General features: G+C 63.9%; 20 protein-coding genes. All 20 read left to right on the top strand.

Going from position 1 to position 19,908, the window contains the following annotated elements; genetic code table 11:
• Positions 1-2: 2 nt before the first annotated feature.
• Positions 3-1,877, top strand: coding sequence for a flagellar hook-associated protein FlgK (gene flgK, locus ABQ039_RS09570; protein WP_349777816.1), 1,875 nt, complete (start codon positions 3-5; stop codon positions 1,875-1,877).
• Positions 1,877-3,082, top strand: coding sequence for a flagellar hook-associated protein FlgL (gene flgL, locus ABQ039_RS09565; RefSeq protein ID WP_104542846.1), 1,206 nt, complete (start codon positions 1,877-1,879; stop codon positions 3,080-3,082). Before flgK ends, flgL begins: the two co-directional genes overlap by 1 nt.
• Before the next feature lie 317 nt (positions 3,083-3,399).
• Positions 3,400-4,599 (top strand): flagellin, encoded by a 1,200-nt coding sequence (locus ABQ039_RS09560; RefSeq protein ID WP_024939608.1) that lies wholly within the window; start codon positions 3,400-3,402, stop codon positions 4,597-4,599.
• A 271-nt stretch (positions 4,600-4,870) separates the two neighbouring features.
• A complete protein-coding gene (gene fliD / locus ABQ039_RS09555; RefSeq protein ID WP_039521497.1) occupies positions 4,871-6,196 on the top strand; it encodes a flagellar filament capping protein FliD in 1,326 nt (441 codons plus the stop codon).
• A gap of 150 nt (positions 6,197-6,346) precedes the next feature.
• On the top strand, positions 6,347-6,760 hold the full coding sequence (gene fliS, locus ABQ039_RS09550) for a flagellar export chaperone FliS (protein ID WP_024939606.1): 414 nt from the start codon (positions 6,347-6,349) through the stop codon (positions 6,758-6,760).
• 8 nt (positions 6,761-6,768) lie between these two features.
• Positions 6,769-7,062 (top strand): hypothetical protein, encoded by a 294-nt coding sequence (locus ABQ039_RS09545; RefSeq protein WP_126966748.1) that lies wholly within the window; start codon positions 6,769-6,771, stop codon positions 7,060-7,062.
• Positions 7,062-7,628, top strand: a complete 567-nt coding sequence (locus ABQ039_RS09540) for a PilZ domain-containing protein (protein ID WP_154831968.1) — start codon at positions 7,062-7,064, stop codon at positions 7,626-7,628. The genes ABQ039_RS09545 and ABQ039_RS09540 overlap by 1 nt, the downstream gene beginning before the upstream one ends.
• 70 nt (positions 7,629-7,698) lie before the next feature.
• Positions 7,699-8,331: a response regulator transcription factor gene (locus ABQ039_RS09535; protein ID WP_003482986.1), complete on the top strand. Its 633-nt coding sequence runs from the start codon at positions 7,699-7,701 to the stop codon at positions 8,329-8,331.
• 220 nt (positions 8,332-8,551) lie between these two features.
• Positions 8,552-9,952 (top strand): RNA polymerase factor sigma-54, encoded by a 1,401-nt coding sequence (gene rpoN, locus ABQ039_RS09530; protein WP_349777817.1) that lies wholly within the window; start codon positions 8,552-8,554, stop codon positions 9,950-9,952.
• Between the two features lie 8 nt (positions 9,953-9,960).
• Entirely contained in the window at positions 9,961-10,344 is a 384-nt protein-coding gene (locus tag ABQ039_RS09525) for a response regulator transcription factor (protein ID WP_016904817.1), read from the top strand.
• Complete coding sequence (locus ABQ039_RS09520) at positions 10,337-11,821, top strand: sigma-54 dependent transcriptional regulator (RefSeq protein ID WP_349777818.1); 1,485 nt, start codon at positions 10,337-10,339, stop codon at positions 11,819-11,821. The genes ABQ039_RS09525 and ABQ039_RS09520 overlap by 8 nt, the downstream gene beginning before the upstream one ends.
• Positions 11,822-11,939: 118 nt before the next feature.
• Entirely contained in the window at positions 11,940-13,049 is a 1,110-nt protein-coding gene (locus tag ABQ039_RS09515) for a DegT/DnrJ/EryC1/StrS aminotransferase family protein (RefSeq protein WP_024939601.1), read from the top strand.
• Positions 13,050-13,113: 64 nt separating this feature from the next.
• Positions 13,114-13,338, top strand: coding sequence for an acyl carrier protein (locus ABQ039_RS09510; RefSeq protein WP_024939600.1), 225 nt, complete (start codon positions 13,114-13,116; stop codon positions 13,336-13,338).
• 1 nt (position 13,339) lies between these two features.
• Entirely contained in the window at positions 13,340-14,380 is a 1,041-nt protein-coding gene (locus ABQ039_RS09505) for a ketoacyl-ACP synthase III (RefSeq protein WP_184557601.1), read from the top strand.
• A complete protein-coding gene (locus ABQ039_RS09500; RefSeq protein WP_014090117.1) occupies positions 14,377-15,144 on the top strand; it encodes an SDR family NAD(P)-dependent oxidoreductase in 768 nt (255 codons plus the stop codon). The genes ABQ039_RS09505 and ABQ039_RS09500 overlap by 4 nt, the downstream gene beginning before the upstream one ends.
• Entirely contained in the window at positions 15,141-15,920 is a 780-nt protein-coding gene (locus ABQ039_RS09495) for an SDR family NAD(P)-dependent oxidoreductase (RefSeq protein WP_167707212.1), read from the top strand. The genes ABQ039_RS09500 and ABQ039_RS09495 overlap by 4 nt, the downstream gene beginning before the upstream one ends.
• Positions 15,917-16,582, top strand: coding sequence for an acetyltransferase (locus ABQ039_RS09490; RefSeq protein WP_046342574.1), 666 nt, complete (start codon positions 15,917-15,919; stop codon positions 16,580-16,582). Before ABQ039_RS09495 ends, ABQ039_RS09490 begins: the two co-directional genes overlap by 4 nt.
• 13 nt (positions 16,583-16,595) lie before the next feature.
• The gene (locus tag ABQ039_RS09485) at positions 16,596-17,741 is read left to right on the top strand and encodes an aromatic ring-hydroxylating dioxygenase subunit alpha (RefSeq protein ID WP_184612031.1); all 1,146 of its coding nucleotides are present in this window, start codon (positions 16,596-16,598) and stop codon (positions 17,739-17,741) included.
• Positions 17,731-18,354: a UDP-3-O-(3-hydroxymyristoyl)glucosamine N-acyltransferase gene (locus ABQ039_RS09480; RefSeq protein WP_184612033.1), complete on the top strand. Its 624-nt coding sequence runs from the start codon at positions 17,731-17,733 to the stop codon at positions 18,352-18,354. The genes ABQ039_RS09485 and ABQ039_RS09480 overlap by 11 nt, the downstream gene beginning before the upstream one ends.
• The gene (locus ABQ039_RS09475; protein ID WP_184612035.1) at positions 18,351-19,880 is read left to right on the top strand and encodes an FkbM family methyltransferase; all 1,530 of its coding nucleotides are present in this window, start codon (positions 18,351-18,353) and stop codon (positions 19,878-19,880) included. Before ABQ039_RS09480 ends, ABQ039_RS09475 begins: the two co-directional genes overlap by 4 nt.
• Positions 19,881-19,908 lie beyond the last annotated feature (28 nt).

The following is a 19,908-nucleotide window of genomic DNA, read 5'->3' as shown; positions in this document are numbered from 1 at the left end:
CCATGTCCATCATGTCCACCGGGACCAGTGCGCTGATCGCCTTCCAACGGGCGTTGTCGACCGTTAGCCATAACGTCGCCAACATCAATACCGAAGGCTACAGCCGCCAACGTGTGGAATTTGCAACGCGCACGCCCACCGACATGGGCTACGCGTTCGTGGGCAATGGCGCCAAGATCACCGACGTGAGCCGGGTGGCCGACCAGCTGGCCACCTCGCGCCTGCTCGACAGCGGCGGCGAGCTGTCGCGGCTGCAGCAGCTGTCCTCGCTGTCCAACCGCGTCGACAGCCTGTACTCCAACACCGCCACCAACGTGGCCGGGCTGTGGTCGAACTTCTTCGACTCCACCAGCGCGGTCTCGTCCAATGCCTCGTCCACCGCCGAGCGGCAGAGCATGCTCGACAGCGGCAACTCGCTGGCCACGCGCTTCAAGCAGCTCAACGGGCAGATGGACAGCCTGAGCAACGAGGTCAACAGCGGCCTGACCTCCGCGGTGGACGAGGTCAATCGCCTGACCCAGCAGATCGCCAAGATCAACGGCACCATCGGCAACAGCATCGACAGCGCCTCGCCGGACATGCTCGACCAGCGCGACGCGCTGGTGTCCAAGCTGGTCGGCTACACCGGCGGCACCGCGGTGATGCAGGACGGCGGCTTCATGAACGTTTTCACCTCCGGCGGCCAGGCCCTGGTGGTGGGAACCACCTCGTCCAAGCTGACCACCGTCGCCGACCCGTATCAGCCGAGCAAACTGCAGGTGGCAATGCAGACCCAGGGCCAGAATGTCAGCCTCAGCGCCAGCTCGCTGGGCGGGCAGATCGGCGGGCTGCTGGAGTTCCGCAGCAGCGTGCTGGAACCGACCCAGGCCGAACTCGGCCGCCTGGCCGTGGGCATGGCCAGCACCTTCAACGCCGGTCACGCGCAAGGCATGGACCTGTACGGCGCGATGGGCGGCAACTTCTTCAACATCGGCTCGCCCACCACCGTCGCCAACCCCGCCAACACCGGCAGCGCGTCGCTGAGCGCCAGCTTCAGCAACATGGCGGCGGTGGATGGGCAGAACGTCACGCTCAGCTTCGACGGCACTGCGTGGAAGGCCACCAATGCCAGCACCGGCTCGGCGGTGCCGCTCAGCGGCACCGGCACCCCGGCCAATCCGCTGGTGCTCAACGGCGTCAGCCTGGTGGTCGGCGGCACCCCGGCCAACGGCGACAAGTTCCTGCTGCAGCCCACTGCCGGGCTGGCCGGCACCCTGTCGGTGGCCATCACCGACCCCTCGCGGATTGCCGCGGCCACCCCGGTCAAGGCCACCGCCACGGTCGCCAACCTGGGCACCGGCAAGATCAGCGACGTCAAGGTTACCAATGCGCAGAACCCGGCGCTGCTGACCCCGGCGTCGGTGGAGTTCATCGACGCCAACCAGTACACCATCGACGGTACCGGCCCGTTCGCCTACACCGCCGGCCAGACCATCAGCGCCAACGGCTGGAGCTTTGCGCTGGACGGCGCGCCCAAGGCCGGCGACACCTTCGGCGTCGGCCCCACCGGTGCCGGCTCCAGCGACAACGGCAACGCCAAGTTGCTGGCCAATCTCGACGATGCCAAGGCGCTCAGCGGCGGCACGGTCACGCTCAACGGCGCGCTGTCGGGCCTGACCACCTCGGTCGGCTCGGCCGCGCGTGCGGCCAGTTATGCCTCGGACGCGCAGAAGGTCATCAACGACCAGGCGCAGGCCAGCCGCGACTCGATTTCCGGCGTCAACCTCGATGAGGAAGCCGCCAACATGCTGAAGCTGCAGCAGGCCTACCAGGCCGCCGCACAGATGATCTCCACCGCCGACACCATCTTCCAAGCCATCCTGGGTGCCGTACGCTGATGACCGACCGTATCTCCACCAGCATGATGTACAGCCAGTCGGTGTCGTCGATGACGGCCAAGCAGTCCCGGCTGAACCAGATCCAGGCCCAGCTCGCCAGCGGGCAGCGCCTGGTCACCGCCAAGGACGATCCGGTCGCCGCCGGCACTGCGGTCGGCCTGGATCGCGCACTGGCCGCGATCACCCGCTTTGGCGAGAACGCCAACAACGTGCAGAACCGCCTTGGCCTGCAGGAAAACGCCCTGTCGCAGGCCGGCGACAAAATGGCGCGCGTCACCGAATTGGCGGTGCAGGCCAACAACTCCTCGCTCAGCCCCGACGACCGCAAGGCGATCGCCTCGGAACTGACCGCCCTGCGCGACAGCATGGTCAGCCTGGCCAACAGCACCGACGGCACCGGGCGCTACCTGTTCGGCGGCACCGCCGATGGCAGCGCACCGTTCATCAAGAGCAGCGGCGGCGTCACCTACAACGGCGACCAGACCCAGAAACAGGTCGAAGTGGCGCCGGACACCTTCGTCAGCGACACCCTGCCCGGCAGCGAAATCTTCATGCGTATCCGCACCGGCGACGGCACCGTGGATGCGCACCCCAACACTGCCAACACCGGCACCGGATTGCTGCTGGACTTCAGCCGCGACTCCAGCACCGGCAGCTGGAACGGCGGCAGCTACAGCGTGCAGTTCACCGCCGCCGACACCTACGAGGTGCGCGACAGCACCAATACGGTGGTCGGCACCGGCACCTACAAGGATGGCGAGGACATCAACGCGGCCGGCGTGCGCATGCGCATCAGCGGCGCACCGGCGGTGGGCGACAGTTTCCAGATCGGCGCCTCCACCACCAAGGACGTGTTCTCCACCATCGACGACCTGGTCGGCGCGCTCAACTCCGACACGCTGACCCAGCCGCAGAAGGCGGCGATGATCAACACGCTGCAGTCGTCGATGCGCGACATCGCACAGGCCTCGTCGAAGATGATCGATGCCCGCGCCTCCGGCGGTGCGCAGCTGTCGGCGATCGACAACGCCAACTCATTGCTCGAATCCAACGAGGTCACCCTCAAGACCACGCTGTCGTCGATCCGCGATCTGGACTACGCCTCGGCGCTTGGTCAGTACGAACTGGAGAAGGCCTCGTTGCAGGCCGCTCAAACGATTTTTCAGCAGATGCAGTCGTCGTCGTTGTTCAACCTGATCCGCTGATTTGCAGCAGAAAACTCGCGTTTTCTGCACTCCTGCGCGCGAGCACTTGCGCAGGCCGACGGAGTTTATTCGTCGAAAGTTATACCAACGCTAAAGATCTACGGGGTGCTGCCGAATAAACCAAACCCCTTGATACACAACGCTTCCGTATTTCGTCCCGCAGCAGAAAGACAGTAAAAAAACACTGGATTTCGCTAAAGGTTCCCGACGCAACGCCGTTATTCATCTCAGCAGCGGCAACGGCCAACTTGATGGCCCCCCTGCGGAGGCTCCGGGCAAGTCCCCCTTGCCGGAAAAATCGCTTAGGAGAAATCAAAATGGCACAGGTAATCAACACCAACGTAATGTCGCTGAACGCTCAGCGGAACCTCAACACCAGCAGCGCGAGCATGTCGACGAGCATCCAGCGTCTGTCCTCGGGTCTGCGCATCAACAGCGCCAAGGACGACGCCGCAGGTCTGGCGATCTCCGAGCGCTTCACCACGCAGATCCGCGGCCTGGACGTTGCCTCGCGCAACGCCAACGACGGTATCTCGCTGGCCCAGACCGCCGAAGGCGCGATGGTCGAAATCGGCAGCAACCTGCAGCGTATCCGCGAGCTGTCGGTGCAGTCGTCCAACGCCACCAACTCGCCGACCGACCGTGACGCGCTGAACTCCGAAGTCAAGCAGCTCACCGCCGAAATCGACCGCGTCGCCAACCAGACCAACTTCAACGGCACCAAGCTGTTGAACGGCGACTTCTCCGGCGCGCTGTTCCAGGTCGGCGCCGACGCCGGCCAGACCATCGGCATCAACAGCATCGTCGACGCCAACGTCGATTCGCTGGGCAAGGCCAACTTCGCTGCCGCCGTTTCCGGCGCTGGCGTGACCGGCACCTCCACCGCATCGGGCTCGATCAGCGGCATGAGCCTGTCGTTCAAGGACGCCAGCGGTGCAGCCAAGAGCGTCACCATCGCGGACGTCAAGATCGGCGTCGGCGAGAGCGCTGCCGACGTCAACAAGAAGGTGGCTGCGGCGATCAACGACAAGCTCGACCAGACCGGCATGTACGCCTCGATCAAGACCGACGGTACGGTGCAGATCGAATCGCTGAAGGCTGGCCAGGACTTCACCTCGCTGACCGCCGGTACTTCCAGCGCCGCAGGCATCACCGTCGGCGCCGGCATCACCACCGCCTCGGCCGCTTCCGGCTCCACCGCCTCGACCCTGAGCACCCTGGACATCTCCACGTTCTCCGGCGCACAGAAGGCCCTGGAAATCGTCGACAAGGCGCTGACCGCGGTCAACTCCTCGCGCGCCGACATGGGTGCGGTGCAGAACCGCTTCACCTCCACCATCGCCAACCTGAGCGCAACCTCGGAAAACCTGTCGGCCTCGCGTAGCCGTATCCGCGACACCGACTACGCCAAGGAAACCGCCGAGCTGACCCGCACGCAGATCCTGCAGCAGGCCGGTACCGCGATGCTGGCCCAGGCCAAGTCGGTTCCGCAGAACGTGCTGAGCCTGCTGCAGTAATCGGCAGCGCTTCGCACCAAGTCAAGAGCCCCTCTTCGGAGGGGCTTTTTTTGTGGCCGCAGATTGCTTCGCCCGAGATTTGAGGGCGAATGCGCAGCACGGTTTGCTGGCGCAGGTTTTTTGACGCATCCCGCCGGCATGGAACTTGCACTACCCACACTCGTGAGCGAAACGGGGTCGCTGCCGCTAAAGTCCTGGCGGATGCGGCCGATACCCGTCTCGTAATCCCATGCGTCCATCCTTGCTTGGACGCCCAGACGAGGAATGCAACATGGCATCGGTGATCAGCACTTCCGGCTCCGGTCTGGACATCCCAACTGTGGTGTCCACCCTGGTTTCCCGGCAGAAAGACCCGGAGCAGGCGCGCATCAACAAGGCCGGGACCGCCGCGACCACGCAGCTGTCGGCGATCAGCCAGATCAAGAGCAGCATGACCACGCTCAAGTCTGCGCTGGACAAGGTCATCAGCAGCGCCGACACCAACGCCTACAAGGCGACGGTGCCGACCGATGCCGGCTTCACCGCCACCACCACCAGCTCGGCCGCGCCGGGCAACTATTCGGTGGAAGTGGTCTCGCTGGCCAGCGCGCAAAAGCTCGCCTCCGGCGCGTTCGTCGCCGATGCCACTGTCGGCAGCGGCACGCTGACGATCGGATACGGCGAGAAAAAAATCACCGTGGACATCAGCGGCACCGACAAGCTCACCGACATCGCCGCCGCCATCAACAAGGCGGCCGGTGGCAAGGGCGTCACCGCCAGCGTGGTGACCGCCAACGATGGCCAGCACCTGGTGTTCAACGCGGTCGACACCGGTACCAAGGGCGCGCTGACCGTCAGCGCCAGCGACCCCAGCCTGAGCAGCCTCACCTATGGCCCCGGCGTCAGCGGCGGCCTGACCCAGTCCGTGGCCGCGACCGATGCGCTGGTGCGCGTGGACGGCTTCGAACGCACCTCCAGTTCCAACACCGTCACCGATATCGTGCCGGGCGTGGTGCTCAACCTCACCAAGGCCGCCGAAGGCACCAAGGTCACGTTGGGCGTTGCGGCCGACACCAGCGGCCTCAAGGCCAATCTGACCGCGTACGCGGCCGCCTACAACACCGCCAACACCCTGCTGGCCAAGAGCAGCGCCTACGATGCCACCACCAAGACCGCCGCGGCGTTGACCGGCGACTCGCTGGTGCGCGGCCTGCAGCAGCAGTTGCGCGGCCAGGTCAGCGGCAACCTCACCGAACTCAAGTCGCTCGGCCTGACCATCGACAAGGATGGGGTGATGAGCTTCGATGGCGGCAAGTTCGACACCACCATCGCCGCCGACGGCGGTGCCGCCGCCGAGGTGCTCGGCAAGGACAGCAAGTTCGGCTCGGCCATGACCAAGCTGCTCGACAGCAACGTCAACGCCAACAACGGCACCCTGACCCTGCGTTCGGACAGCTTGAACAAGCAGATCAAGGGCTACGAGGATGACCTGGATGACCTCGACGCGCGCATGACCAAGCTCAGCGATCGCTACACCGCGCAGTTCACCGCGATGGAAACCATGATCAGCAAGCTGCAGAGCAGCACCAGTTCGCTCAGCAGCCTGCTGACGAGCTGATTTCCGTGATGAGGATCCTCAAGTCCCGCAATGGTCTTGCCGATACAAGAAGGGCCTATCGTGATTTCGGCCTTGCCTTCCGGCAGGAGCGTCGTCGCAGGAGCGCAGCGCTCCGGGACCAACGAAGGTCAGCCCATTGAGGAGTCATCCATGTACGGTTCCAATCGTCAGTATGCCGAGCAATACCGCAAGGTCGGCGTGTCCACCAGCGTGACCGAAGCCGACCCGCACAAGCTGGTGTCGCTGCTGTTCGCCGGCGCCTGCCAGCGCATCCGTCTGGCCCAGGCCTGCCTGGCGCAGGGCGACCAGGCGCGCAAGGGCAAGGCCATCGGCGAAGCCTGCGCGATCGTCGGCCACTTGAACGGATCGCTCGATCACGAAGCCGGTGGCGAGATCGCTGGTAACCTGTCGGCGCTCTACGACTACGTGATGCAGCGGCTGACTGCCGCCAACCTGCACAACGACGAAACCGCGCTGACCGAAGCGCTGGATCTGCTCAGCGAAATCGACTCGGCGTGGAATTCCATCCCCCTGGACCAACGCGGCCTTTCCGCCGCTTCGTGAGTCATACCATGCATAGCGCGCAGAGCCTTCAAGCCGAAATTGCCGACATCCGCCTGGCCATGGCGCAGGAGGAATTCGAGGTGATGCCGTTCATGCTGGATGCCCACGATCTGCACCTGCGCGAGTACGCGCAGCAGGCGGACCTGAGTCAGGACCGCGACGCGTTGCAGACGTTGCAGGCGATGCAGCAGGACCTGATGCGGATGATGCTCGAGCGTCGACGCAAGCTGCTGGATCTGATCCGCGCGCAGCGCACGTCCTCTACGGCCAGCCGCGCCTACGCACGGGTCGGACGGATCTGATGTCCGCGCTCGGCACACTCGCGCCATCGGCCGATGCCGCGCTGTTCGCCGACACGCTCAGCTGCGAAGTGCGCCTGCCGGCCGGCTTCCGTGCCGGCAGCGACGCCGGCTCGCACAGTGCTGCAGAGACCCTGCTGCGCAGCCTGGGCCAGGTGGAAGACCTGCGCAGCGAAGACAGCAGCGAAGACCGTGGCGAGCTGCCCCTGCTGGTGCAGCGCATGGATGCCAAGCTCGACCTGATGCTGGCCCTGATCGGCCGCCTGGTGCAAAAAGGCGACACCGGACTGATCCAGGCGAACGTGCACTGGTCGGTGCGCGGAATCCGCCTGAGCTGCGCAAGCAGCCACCCGCCGGGCACCCTGGGCAGCGTTTGCCTGCAACCCTCCGACTGGCTTCCTGAACTGGTACAGCTTCCTGCCGAGGTCCTGGCAAGCGCAAGCGATGGCCACGATCACTGGCTATGGCTGCGGTTTGCGCCGCTTTCCCCAGGCTTGCAGGAGGCGCTGGAACGTCATCTGTTCCGTCTGCATCGCCGTCAGATCGCCGACGCCCGCCGCCAGCGCTGATAGCGCCTGTTGGCGCGGGGCGCCGGGTCGGCTAAGGTGCCCTTTACTGAAAAAAGGTCTCTTCTGCGCCGTGCGAGTCATCATCGTCGACGATCACACCCTTGTCCGTGCCGGCCTGTCCAGGCTGCTGCAAACCTTCGCCGGCATCGATGTCGTGGGTGAGGCCAGCAACGCACAGCAAGCCCTGGACATGACATCCCTGCACCGGCCTGATCTGGTGTTGATGGATCTGTCCCTGCCTGGCCGCAGCGGCCTGGATGCCATGACCGATGTGTTGCGCGCCGCGCCGCGCACGCATGTGGTGATGATGTCGATGCACGACGACCCGGTGCACGTACGCGATGCGCTCGATCGCGGCGCGGTGGGCTTCGTGGTCAAGGATGCGGCGCCGCTCGAGCTGGAATTGGCCTTGCGTGCAGCGGCAGCTGGGCAGGTGTTCCTGAGCCCGCAGATTTCGTCCAAGATGATCGCGCCGATGCTGGGCCGGGAAAAACCGGTCGGTATCGCTGCCTTGTCGCCGCGCCAGCGCGAGATCCTGCGCGAGATCGGCCGCGGCCAGAGCAACAAGGAAATCGCTGCCGACCTCGGCATCAGCGTCAAGACGGTGGAGACCCATCGCGCGCGCATGATGGAATCGCTCGGTTGCCGGCGTGCCAACGACCTGGTGTTGCTGGCCGCCAAGCATCACAACGAACTGGTCTGAGCAAACCGCTGCGCCGACCGAAAATGGCCGCCAGCGACGAAAACAGTGACGGGATTCCGGCGGGCACGCTTGAGTCCGTATTGAACGTCAGGGAATTCCCCACGCGCTGTCAGGAAAATCACGAATTGCCTCACGCGATTCCCTGATTAGAAACCCGTCGCCTTGTCCTGCAAGATGCGTTCCATCGCTGCCACGTGCGGCGCCTTCCGGAAGCGCTTCGATGAAGACGACCATTTCCGCCCAGCTTGGCCAGCAACTGCACCTGACCCCGCAGTTGCTGCAGTCGATCCGTCTGTTGCAATTGGACGGCATGCAGTTGGAACTGGAAATCCGTCGAGCGCTGGAAACCAACCCGCTGCTGGAACTGGAAGAACTGGCCGACAGCGACGCCGTCGCGACCGGTGACGATGGCGCGTCCGATGTCGCCGCCTTCGACGAACTGCCGGAAAGCACGATGTGGGACGTGCAGAGCAGCAGCTGGAACGGCGACGACGACGACCGCATGCAGCGCGTGGCAGCCGGCGAATCCACCGACCCGCACGTGCGCATCCTGCGCGATCTGGCGCTGGACCTGGACGAGGCCGCATTGGGGGCCGCCGCGTTCTGGCTGGAGCAGACCGACGACGCCGGCTATCTGAGCGAGGCCCTGGCGACGCTGCAGCAGCTCGGTGCCACCCGTCTTGGTATGACCGTGCAGGCAGTGGAAGCGGTCCGTCAGCGCCTGCTGCACGGCGACCCGGCCGGCCTGGCCGCCTGCGACCTGCGCGAGTGCCTGCAGGCCCAGCTGGGCGCCCTGCCCGGCCGCGTGCCGGCGCGCCATCTGGCCGCGCGCATCCTTGCCGGCGACCTGGACCTGCTGGCCAGCCACGACTATCCGGTGCTGGCGCGCGCACACGATGCCGAGCTGGACGATGTGCGCGAAGCGGTACGGCTGATCCTGTCGCTGCAGCCGCGCCCCGGCGATGACCTGTCGCAGGAAAGCAACGCCAACGTGATTCCGGACGTGCTCGCCTGGCATGCCGACGGCAGCTGGCGGGTGGCATTGAACCCGGCCACCACGCATCGGGTGAGCATCAACCCCGTGCATGAGCGCGCACTGGCCGAGGCCGGCGATGCCGCCCAGCCGCTGCGTGACATGCTGCAGGAAGCGCGCTGGCTGACCCGCGGCCTGTCGATGCGCTACGAGACCCTGCTGCGCGCCACCCGCGCCATCGTCGAACGCCAGGCCGCCTTTCTGGTGCGCGGCGAAGAAGCGATGGCACCGCTGACGCTGAAGGAAATCGCCGATGAGATCGGCATGCACGAGTCGACGATTTCGCGCATTACCACCGGCAAATACATCCAGACCCCGCGCGGCACCTTCGAGCTCAAGCACTTTTTTGCGGTGCGCCTGGAAGGCGCCAGCGTCTCCGGCCAGGCGGTCAAGGCGATGGTGCGGCGACTGATCGAAAGCGAGCCGGCCGGGCGGCCGCTGGCCGACGAAGCCATCGCCGGGCTGTTGTCGCGCCAGGGCGTTAATATTGCCCGTCGCACTGTGGCCAAGTACCGCGAACAACTCGACATCGCCCCGGCACGCGAGCGCCGCCGCACCAACAAACCGCTGCTTGCCCGGGCAGGATAAGGACTACTATGAGCAAACTCACCGTGCTGCTGGTCGACGACCACGAGGGCTTCATCAACGCTGCGATGCGTCATTTTCGCAAAGTGGAGTGGCTCGATATCGTGGGCAGTGCCGCCAATGGACTGGAAGCGATCGAGCGCTCTGAGTCGCTGCGCCCCAATGTCGTGCTGATGGACCTGGCCATGCCGGAGATGGGCGGGCTGCAGGCAACGCGTCTGATCAAGACGCAGGACGATCCGCCGTATATTGTCATCGCGAGCCACTTTGACGATGCAGAGCATCGTGAACATGCTCTTCGCGCGGGTGCTGACAATTTTGTTAGCAAGCTGTCCTATATCCAGGAAGTCATGCCAATCCTGGAGGGCCTGACGGAAGGAGCCAGGAATGAGTGAGTCCCGCATTCTGTTGATCGACAGCGATGCCGTGCGCGCCGAGCGCACGGTCTCGCTGCTCGAGTTCATGGACTTCAATCCCCGCTGGGTCACCGACGGCGCCGACATCAATCCCGGCCGCCATCGCCACGACGAATGGATGGCGGTGATGGTGGGCTCGGCGCAGGACGCTGCACAGGCCGACAAGTTCTTCGACTGGCTGGCCGATGCCAAGCTGCCGCCACCGGTGCTGCTGATGGAGGGCAGCCCGAGCGCGTTCGCACAGGCCCATGGCCTGCACGAAGCCAATGTCTGGACGCTGGACACGCCGCTGCGGCACACGCAGCTGGAAGCCTTGCTGCGCCGTGCCAGCCTCAAGCGCCTGGATGCCGAGCACCAGGCCGGCGTGCAGCAGGACACTGGCCCGACCGGCAACAGCGAGGCGGTGACCCGCTTGCGTCGCTTGATCGACCAGGTGGCGGCCTTCGACACCACGGTGCTGGTGCTGGGCGAATCGGGCACCGGCAAGGAGGTCGTCGCGCGCGCCATCCATCAGCATTCGCCACGGCGCGACGGGCCGTTCGTGGCGATCAACTGCGGCGCGATTCCGCCAGATCTGCTGGAAAGCGAGCTGTTCGGTCACGAAAAAGGCGCCTTCACCGGCGCGCTGAGCACCCGCAAGGGCCGCTTCGAAATGGCCGAGGGCGGCACCCTGCTGCTGGACGAAATCGGTGACATGAGCCTGCCGATGCAGGTCAAGCTGCTGCGCGTGCTGCAGGAGCGCAGCTTCGAGCGTGTCGGTGGTGGCCAGACCATCCGTTGCAACGTGCGCGTGATCGCCGCGACCCACCGCAACCTGGAAACCCGCATCAGCGACGGCCAGTTCCGCGAGGACCTGTTCTATCGCCTCAACGTGTTCCCGATCGAGATGCCGGCGCTGCGCGAACGTGTCGACGACCTGGCCATGCTGGTGCAGACCATCGCCGGGCAACTGGCACGTACCGGACGCGGCGAAGTGCGCTTCGCCGACGAAGCCCTGCAGGCGCTGCGTAGCTACGACTGGCCGGGCAACGTGCGCGAGCTGACCAACCTGGTGGAGCGCCTGGCGGTGCTGCATCCGGGCGGACTGGTACGCGTGCAGGACCTGCCGGCGCGCTACCGCGGTGATTTTGCCGCGGCCGTGCCGGTCGAGCTTGCGCCCGAACCGGCGCTGGTTGCCGCCCCCGTCGAGGACATCGCGCTGCCGGGCAACGTGGTGACCCTGCCATCCACGTCAGTCGATGCCGAGCCGGCGACCAGCTCCAGCCTGCCCGACGATGGCATCGATCTGCGTGGCCACATGGCCAACATCGAGCTGGCGCTGATCAACGAGGCGCTGGAACGCACCCAGGGCGTGGTGGCGCATGCGGCGCAGCTGCTGGGCCTGCGCCGCACCACGCTGGTGGAAAAGCTGCGCAAGTACGGCATCGATCGCGAGCAGACCGAGCTGGCGAACTGAGCGGGCCGGCCTCCCCGCCCGGCCCGCTGGCATAGCGCTTGCTTCAGCAGGATTGCCCCGTCCGCAGCCATCGGCTGCGGCGGGATCCCGACATTCACCAGCACCTGCCGAGGCATTGATGCCCATCCCTGTCACCAGTCCGCTGCTGCCGCCGCTGGAAGAATTCCTGCCCTATCTGGAGCAGATCTGGTCCAGCCGCATTCTCAGCAATGGCGGTGACATGCATCACGCGTTCGAACGCGCGTTGTGCGAGTACCTGGGCGTGCCGCACCTGGCCTTGCTCACCAACGGCACCACCGCGTTGATTACCGCGCTGCAGGCGCTGCGCATCACCGGGGAGGTCATCACCACGCCCTACTCGTTCGTGGCCACTGCGCATTCGCTGCTGTGGAAAAGCATCACCCCGGTGTTTGTGGATATCGACCCGGTGACGCTCAACATGGATCCGTCCAAGATCGAGGCGGCCATCACCCCGCAGACCACCGCCATCATGCCGGTGCACTGCTACGGCACCGCCTGCGATACCGCTGCCATCACGCGCATCGCCGACATCTACAACCTCAAGGTGATCTACGACGCGGCGCATGCCTTCGGCGTGCGCGATGAGGGTGGCTCAATCCTGCGTCATGGCGACCTGAGCGTGTTGAGCTTCCATGCCACCAAGGTGTTCAACACCTTCGAAGGTGGCGCCATCGTCTGCCCGGACGAAAGAACCTATCAGCGCATCGGCCATCTGAAGAATTTCGGCTTCGTCGATGAGACCACGGTGGTGGCACCGGGCATCAACGGCAAAATGAACGAGATCAGCGCAGCCTTCGGCCTGCTGCAGCTCAAGCACATCGATCACGCCATCGCCCAGCGCAGCGCCATCGATGCGCAGTATCGGCAGCGATTGAGCGATGTTCGCGGCGTGCGCTGCGTGGCGCGGCCCGATCACGCCAGTGCCAACTACGCGTACTTTCCGATCCTGGTGCAGGACGACTACCCGCTGTCGCGCGATGCGCTGTACCAAGTGATGCGCGAGCACGGCATCCTGGTGCGGCGGTACTTCTATCCGTTGATCAGCGATTTCCCGATGTATCGCGCCCTGCCCTCCTCGGCGCCGGCATGGCTGCCGGTCGCGCGCTCGGTGGCCGCACAGGTATTGTGTCTGCCGATCTTTCCTGGCCTGACCCGCGACCAGGTCGATACCATTGCCGATCTGATCGCCGGCGCACACGCAACATGATCGCAACACGCTGCAGCTGCATTTCAGACTCCCATCTCTTCAACAGGCAACCAGGCGAGCTCGCATGACCCAGGCAACATTTATCGAGAACTTCCTCTCCGCCACCGACTTCCAGGAACCGGTGGAGGTCACGCTGGACACCGTGCTGCTGGAATTGCCGGAGTGGGATTCGCTGGCCGCGCTGGGTGTGATCGTCATGTTCGACATGGAGTACGGCAAGACCATTACCGGCGAAGATCTCACCGCCGCAACCACTGTGGGCGATCTCTACAAACTGACCGAGGCGTAACATGCCGACCTCCACGCTGCACAACGTCCGCTTTGCCGGCATGGCGACCTGCGTGCCGAAGCGGGTGGTGTCCAATCTCACCGACTGCCGGCCGCAGATCCGCTCCGAACGCGAGCGCCTGGTGCGCAACATCGGCATCGAGACACGCCGCATGGCCTCGGATTGGCAGTGCTTTTCCGACCTGGCCTTCGATGCGACCGAAGTGCTGCTGGAGCGTCTGCAGTGGAAGCGTGAGGAGATCGATGCATTGATCGTGGTGACCCAATCGCCGGATTACCCGATCCCGGCCACCGCGATCATCCTGCAGGACCGACTGGGGCTATCGCATGCCACGGTCGCCTTCGACGTCAACCTGGGCTGCTCGGCCTACCCGTTCGGCATCAACCTGCTCGGCTCGATGATCGCCGCCGGCGGCGTCAAGAAAGGCTTGCTGCTGGTCGGCGACCGCAGCGCCAATCTGGAAGACCCGATCTTCTCCGATTCCGGCACCGCCACGGCGCTGGAATTCAGCGCCGACGCGCCGCCGATGTATTTCGACCTCAACAGCGATGGCAGCGGCTACAAAGCCATCATCCTGCCGGTGGGTGGTCACCGCGAACCAGTCGGCATCCAGCACTTGGTGCCGTATCGCGACGAGGCGGATGGTGCCTGGAAGCGTGGCGTGGACCTGATCCTGGACGGCGTGGCAGTGCTGAGTTTCTCCACCCAACGCATCCCGCCGGCAGTGCAGACGCTGCTCGACTATACAGGCGTGGCAAAGGAGGACATAGACTACTTCGTGTTCCACCAGGCCAACCGCATGATCAACGAGACCATTCGCAAAAAGCTCGGCCTGCCGGTGGAAAAGGTGCCTTCGACACTGCGCGACTTCGGCAACACCAGCGGCGCCTCGCTGCCGGTGACCATGACCGCGCGCATTAACAAGGAACTGGAATCCGGCCGCAAGCGCGTGCTGCTATGCGGCTTCGGCATCGGGCTGTCGTGGGGCACCTGCCTGGTGGATATCGAGGGCGCGGTGTTTCCTGATTTGATCGAGTCATGACGGCCACACCTGCAGCAACCACTGATGCGTTCGGGCTGCAAAACAAGACCGTTCTAGTGACCGGCGCGTCGTCGGGCATTGGCGCTGCAGTCGCCACGTTGTGTGCGCGTCTGGGCGCGAGGGTGGTGCTCACCGGCCGCGATATCGCGCGACTGGACGCGGTTGCAGTCGCGTTGCAGGGCAATGGGCATGCGGTGGTGGCCGGCGATCTGACCGAAGAAGACACCCGTACACGTCTGATCAACGCTGCAGAACGGTATCACGGGCTGGTTTCCTGTGCAGGCATCGCGGCGCTGGTGCCGTTCCGCATGGCCGCAGAAAAGCATCTGCAACAAATGCTGTCGGTGAACTATCTGGCACCGATCGCGCTGACGCAGCAGTTGCTGGTCAAGCGCCGCCTGAGCGAAGGCGCATCGCTGGTCTATATCTCGGCATTGTCCGCACGCGCGGCGCCTCAGGCCGCCGCCGGCTACGCAGCATCCAAGGCAGCGCTGGAAGCTGCGGTCCGCACGCTGGCGCTCGAACAGGCCAAACACGGCATCCGCGCCAACTGCATCGCGCCAGGCTACGTGGACACGCCCATGCTGAAGAAATTGGGCGCCGCAGCAGACCTGGACGACAAGATCGGACTGACGCCGCTGGGGCGCATCGACCCGGATGACATCGCCAAAGGCGCGGTGTATCTGCTATCGGGGGCCAGCCGCTGGATTACCCGCAGCGCCTTGACCATCGATGGCGGGATTTCCCTGCCCATCCGCCTATGAGCATTGACACTACCATGGCAGCAGAAGATCCTGTTTCCGCGCTGCTGCGCGACCTATATGGCCTGCACGGCAAGACCGTATTGGTGACCGGCGCATCCAAAGGCATCGGTGAAGCGGTCGCACGTGCATGCGCCGCGGCAGGGGCACGCCTGATCGTCACCGGGCGCGATGCGGAACGTCTGCAAACCACGCTGGCATCGCTGCACGGCGATGGCCATCGCCTGTTTGCTGGCGACCTGAGCGATGCGGCTGTCGTGCAACAACTCGCTGCCGATTGCGGGCCCGTCGACGGTGTGGTGCACAGCGCCGGCATTCGCGGGCTGTCGCCGATGAAGCTGGTGAGCGAAAAATTCCTGCGCGAGGTCATGGACATCAACTATCTGGCGCCGGTGATGCTGACCCGCCACCTGTTGGCGCGGCAATCGCTGAAGCCTGGAGGTTCGGTGATTTTCCTTTCATCCATCGCCGCACTCACCGGCACGGTGGGTGTGGGGCCCTACGCCGGCTCCAAGGCTGCACTGGTCGGCACGCTACGGCCGTTGGCGCTGGAACTGGCGCGCCGCAAGATCCGCGCGAACGCGCTCTGCCCCGGCCTGGTCGAGACCTCGTTGATCAATGAGGACAAGGCCTGGTTCGAAGAAAGCCGCAAGCGCTATCCGCTGGGCATCGGACAGCCCGACGACGTGGCGCTGGCCTGTCTGTATTTCCTTTCCGATGCGAGCAGCAAGGTGACCGGACAGGCCTTCAGCATGGATGGAGGCGTGGAATTCGCATGACCGCCGATACACCTGCCCCGCCCTACCATCTGCTGATCGTCAACGCCGGTGGCTTTGGGCGGGATATCGCATCGCTGGCGTATCACGAAGATCCAGCCTACGGGGTTGAGTGGGACATCAAGGGATTTCTGGATAGCCGCACGCATCTGCATGGCACATCGCGTTGGCCGATCGTAGGAGACCCCTCCACCTATCACCCCGTCGAAGGCGATATCTTCATCTGCGCGATCGGAGACCCTGCAGCGCGGCGGCGCTATTCCCGTGCGCTGATCGACAAGGGTGCGGATTTTATCGTGTTTCATCCGCCGCCGTCGCGCGAGGCCGCTGCCGGCTACATCGGGCGCGGAGGTGTATTCGATTCGCGCGTTTCCATTGGTTCGGGTAGCCGGCTCGGCGAGTTCGTTACCGTACTCTCTACGTCCATCATCGCGCACGAAGTCAGCATCGGCGATTACGTACAGATCGGCAGTTTCGTTTTCATCGGCGGCGGCGCGGTGGTTGGCAACGAAGTGACGATTCACCCGCACGCCACCATCCTGCCCGGCATCCGCATCGGCGACGGCGCAGTGGTCGGCGCCGGTACGGTCGTGGTGAAAGACGTGCCGGCGGGCGCCAGCGTGTTCGGCAACCCGGCCCGGGTCATCTACTACAAGGATTCGTGAGGAAGCCGCGCCGATGCGATCGCGAATGCACCCTAGCTACTACGTGTCCACGGACATCTTCGCCCGCGAACAGCGCAAGATCTTCCGCAAAGCCTGGCTGTTTGCCGGGCTGAAGATGCTGCTGCCCGACAACAACTGCTTCATCACCCGCAGGCTCGCCGGCATTCCGGTACTGATCCAGAACTTCCAAGGCCGGCTGCGCGCGTTCGAGAACGTCTGCCTGCACCGCAGCGCGCTGCTACAGACCGCTGCGGTGGGAAAGCGCCCGCTGGTCTGCCCTTACCATGCATGGAAATACGACGCCGACGGCCAGGTCGAGAACATCCCCGAGTGCGATGCCCTTTATGGCTTCGGCGATGAGGAACGCCACGGTCTGAAGCTGCGCGAGTTCGCGCTGCGCGAGGTGGGCAACCTGCTGTTCGTCAACCTCGATCCCGACCCGATGCCACTCGAAGAACAGTTTTCGGCAGACTTCATCGCCTTGCTGGAAAGCAGTTCCAATGCCTATGACACCGAGGTCATGGTGACCACATGGCGTGGCCGGTACAACTGGAAACTCGCTTACGAAAATCTTCGGGATGCCAATCACCCGCGCTTCGTCCACCCCAAGACACTGGCCAAGAGCGTCAGCTTCGTTCCCCAGGTAAACGAGGAACAAGCCAAGGAGTCCATGGGAGCCTTGCAGGACACATCGCCCGCAGCCTTGCGGTGCGAAATGCGTCGCTTCAGCTTCGGCGGACCGGAAGCACCCATCCCCAGGCTTCAGCATTTCGGCTGGCACGAGAAAGTGGAACGCTGGGGCAAGCAGGATGCCTACTTCAACTGGCTGGCCTTCCCGAACTTGCATATCGCCAGTCCCAACGGCGGCTATTCCTTCACGCTGGAACACCACATCCCCGTCGCACCGGACCGGACCGACCTGGAAATCTATTGGTTTAGCGCACGCAGGAAACAGCCTTACGGTTCTTCCGGCCAAGTGCTACTGGCACAGATGCACGGCAGCAAGGTGGTGGTGGGCGAAGACGTGGACATCATGGAGCGGGTGCAGGCGGCATTACACACGGATGCTCCGCTACCCACCCAGGGTGCCTACGAATCCATGAATCGCCTGGTCGAACGCTGGTACACGGTGCTGATGGAGACCGAACATGAAATCTAGGTGGATCATCGGCAGCAGCGTATACCTCGACCTGGTCTTTCACGCCTGGAAGCAGGCGCGTCAGGACGAGGCGGTTATCAGGATCGATGTGCCACAAGACGCGGAATACGAATTCGATCTGGCCGTGCTGGATGGACTGGATCCGACCGCTGGGGCCATGTTCGTGGCGTTCGACGAACGCTTCGGCAACTTCAAGCGCCTAGAACTGATGCAGGCAGCGATGGAACGTGGCTTCAAGCTGGAGCCCTTCATCCACTCCAGCGCAGCCATCGCCTCTGACACGGTCATCGGGCTCAACGCATTCGTGGGTGCCAATGCTGTGGTCGGGCACGGGTGCAGGATCGACTACAACACCGTCATCCACGCCGGCGCACACCTCGGGCCGGCATGCCGCGTCAAATCGTCATGCTGGATAGAGAACGGTGTGCAAATCGGCGCGGGCGTCGAGATCGGCGGCAACAGCATCCTGCGCACCGGCGCCATCGTGAGTGGGGGCGTCAAGGTGGGACGAAGCTGCGAACTTGGCTGGCCGCGTATCTACCGCGAGGACGTGCCGGCCAAGACCTATTTCGACGCCCGCTACGACGCCCCCATTCATACCTACGAGAGATGACGTTCATGAACTCAAGAAATGAGCAGCTTCGCCAACGGATTCTCCGTATTGCGGAGCAGGAGCGCCCTGCGCTGGAGGATGTCATTGCGCGCCTGCCCGCGATTGCCAACCGTCCTGTCTTCCTCGTCGCTCCCGAGTCCTATGCAGGCATGGTGCATGGTCCCAGGGTCGTTGCCCACCTGCGCAATGTTATTGCTGCAATTGATGATCAAAGCATCCACCAGGACCGCATTCACGGCGCGCCGCGCTGGAGCGGTCAGGAGTTTCTTGCCAAGGCGGGGCAGTATGCCGATGCGATCGCTATCGATTTCTCTTGCAGCCCGCGCGGACGGGCGTTTGCAAATGACCTGTGCACCAGCGCGGGTATTGAGCAACTGAGCGTTGCGCCTTCCCTGGATCCGCTGATCCCACACTTCGAGCAGCGCCCCCTCTTTCTGCTCCATCCACGCTCGGGCATTGGCAACATTTATGGCTCAAAGATCGTCCAGCACGCCAGCCATTTAATCGCCGCCGTTGATGATCAGCGAAGCGACAGCGACAGCGACACCGTTCATGGGGTGCCGCGCTGGAGTTCTCGCCAGTTCATCGAACAAGCGGCCCAGCATCCCCAGGCTTTGGCCATCGACTTTTCTTATAGCCCGGGAGAATCGGGCTTGGCCCGCGAGCTCTGCGAGCAAGCAGGAATTGAAAGGGTAGATGCCTGCCTGGCCGTTGCCCACTGTGGGCTGCTCGCCGTATACGAGCCTGCCCAGGTATACCGTCAGCGGACGCTTTTGCGCCTGGAAGAATTTCTGCGTTTTGCGGATCGACTGGACGACGAATTCAGCATCTTTACGCTCTATAGCAACCTGTTGTTCCGCCTGACCTACGATTCCAGCCTCCTGCTGGGCTGCTGGGCGACGCCGATCAACGAGTACTTTTCAGAATACGCCGATACCAGCACGTTCCAGCTGGGCACGCGTGAACATTTCTGCGATGGCGGTGCCTTCCAAGGTCCCATCGTCCACAAGTTTCTAGAAGCATCCCGCTATCGCTACGAAAGCATCACCGCCTTCGAACCCGACAATATCAACTTCCAGAAATTGGAGGGCGTCGCAAGCGCCCTCCCACTTCCCCCACACAATTTCAGGGCCATCAAAAAAGCGATCTCCAACGAACACACGACGTTGCGCTTCGAGGAGACCGGCACTGTTTCCAGCCATGTGTCGCCGGATGGCGGAATCTCCGTTGCTACTACTCGTCTTGACGATGAATTGGAAAAACTGACATTACTGAAGTTGGACATCGAAGGGTTTGAAGCCAGGGCACTCGAAGGCGCATCTCACCTCATCCGCACCCAGCGCCCCCGCATGGCTATCTGTGTGTACCACTACGCCCAGGATTTACTGGATATCGTGGAACAACTGGACAAGTTGGTGGATGGCTATCACTTCCGTCTACGCCAGCACTCTCCCGGCCACTACTACGACCTCGTTTTGTATGCATCGCCCGTCGCCGGTGCCACACCACCGCCCTGGGCGGAGTAAGCCCAGGGAAATTCACGGCTTGGAGAGA

The organism is Xanthomonas sp. WHRI 6108, assembly GCF_040202385.2.
Lineage (GTDB): Bacteria > Pseudomonadota > Gammaproteobacteria > Xanthomonadales > Xanthomonadaceae > Xanthomonas > Xanthomonas arboricola.
The sequence above is the reverse complement of the archived record's forward strand: the minus strand, read 5'-3'. Positions and strand labels throughout refer to the sequence as shown.

What these genes read in the sequence shown, in the direction of transcription:
- ABQ039_RS09525 (WP_016904817.1), top strand. Translation starts at nt 9,961, where the DNA reads ATGAGCAAACTCACCGTGCTGCTGGTCGACGACCACGAGGGCTTCATC.
- ABQ039_RS09515 (WP_024939601.1), top strand. Translation starts at nt 11,940, where the DNA reads ATGCCCATCCCTGTCACCAGTCCGCTGCTGCCGCCGCTGGAAGAATTC.
- fliS (WP_024939606.1), top strand. Translation starts at nt 6,347, where the DNA reads ATGTACGGTTCCAATCGTCAGTATGCCGAGCAATACCGCAAGGTCGGC.
- ABQ039_RS09510 (WP_024939600.1), top strand. Translation starts at nt 13,114, where the DNA reads ATGACCCAGGCAACATTTATCGAGAACTTCCTCTCCGCCACCGACTTC.
- ABQ039_RS09485 (WP_184612031.1), top strand. Translation starts at nt 16,596, where the DNA reads ATGCGATCGCGAATGCACCCTAGCTACTACGTGTCCACGGACATCTTC.
- ABQ039_RS09480 (WP_184612033.1), top strand. Translation starts at nt 17,731, where the DNA reads ATGAAATCTAGGTGGATCATCGGCAGCAGCGTATACCTCGACCTGGTC.
- ABQ039_RS09475 (WP_184612035.1), top strand. Translation starts at nt 18,351, where the DNA reads ATGACGTTCATGAACTCAAGAAATGAGCAGCTTCGCCAACGGATTCTC.
- fliD (WP_039521497.1), top strand. Translation starts at nt 4,871, where the DNA reads ATGGCATCGGTGATCAGCACTTCCGGCTCCGGTCTGGACATCCCAACT.
- rpoN (WP_349777817.1), top strand. Translation starts at nt 8,552, where the DNA reads ATGAAGACGACCATTTCCGCCCAGCTTGGCCAGCAACTGCACCTGACC.
- ABQ039_RS09545 (WP_126966748.1), top strand. Translation starts at nt 6,769, where the DNA reads ATGCATAGCGCGCAGAGCCTTCAAGCCGAAATTGCCGACATCCGCCTG.
- ABQ039_RS09490 (WP_046342574.1), top strand. Translation starts at nt 15,917, where the DNA reads ATGACCGCCGATACACCTGCCCCGCCCTACCATCTGCTGATCGTCAAC.
- ABQ039_RS09500 (WP_014090117.1), top strand. Translation starts at nt 14,377, where the DNA reads ATGACGGCCACACCTGCAGCAACCACTGATGCGTTCGGGCTGCAAAAC.
- flgL (WP_104542846.1), top strand. Translation starts at nt 1,877, where the DNA reads ATGACCGACCGTATCTCCACCAGCATGATGTACAGCCAGTCGGTGTCG.
- ABQ039_RS09505 (WP_184557601.1), top strand. Translation starts at nt 13,340, where the DNA reads ATGCCGACCTCCACGCTGCACAACGTCCGCTTTGCCGGCATGGCGACC.
- ABQ039_RS09540 (WP_154831968.1), top strand. Translation starts at nt 7,062, where the DNA reads ATGTCCGCGCTCGGCACACTCGCGCCATCGGCCGATGCCGCGCTGTTC.
- ABQ039_RS09560 (WP_024939608.1), top strand. Translation starts at nt 3,400, where the DNA reads ATGGCACAGGTAATCAACACCAACGTAATGTCGCTGAACGCTCAGCGG.
- ABQ039_RS09520 (WP_349777818.1), top strand. Translation starts at nt 10,337, where the DNA reads ATGAGTGAGTCCCGCATTCTGTTGATCGACAGCGATGCCGTGCGCGCC.
- ABQ039_RS09495 (WP_167707212.1), top strand. Translation starts at nt 15,141, where the DNA reads ATGAGCATTGACACTACCATGGCAGCAGAAGATCCTGTTTCCGCGCTG.
- flgK (WP_349777816.1), top strand. Translation starts at nt 3, where the DNA reads ATGTCCATCATGTCCACCGGGACCAGTGCGCTGATCGCCTTCCAACGG.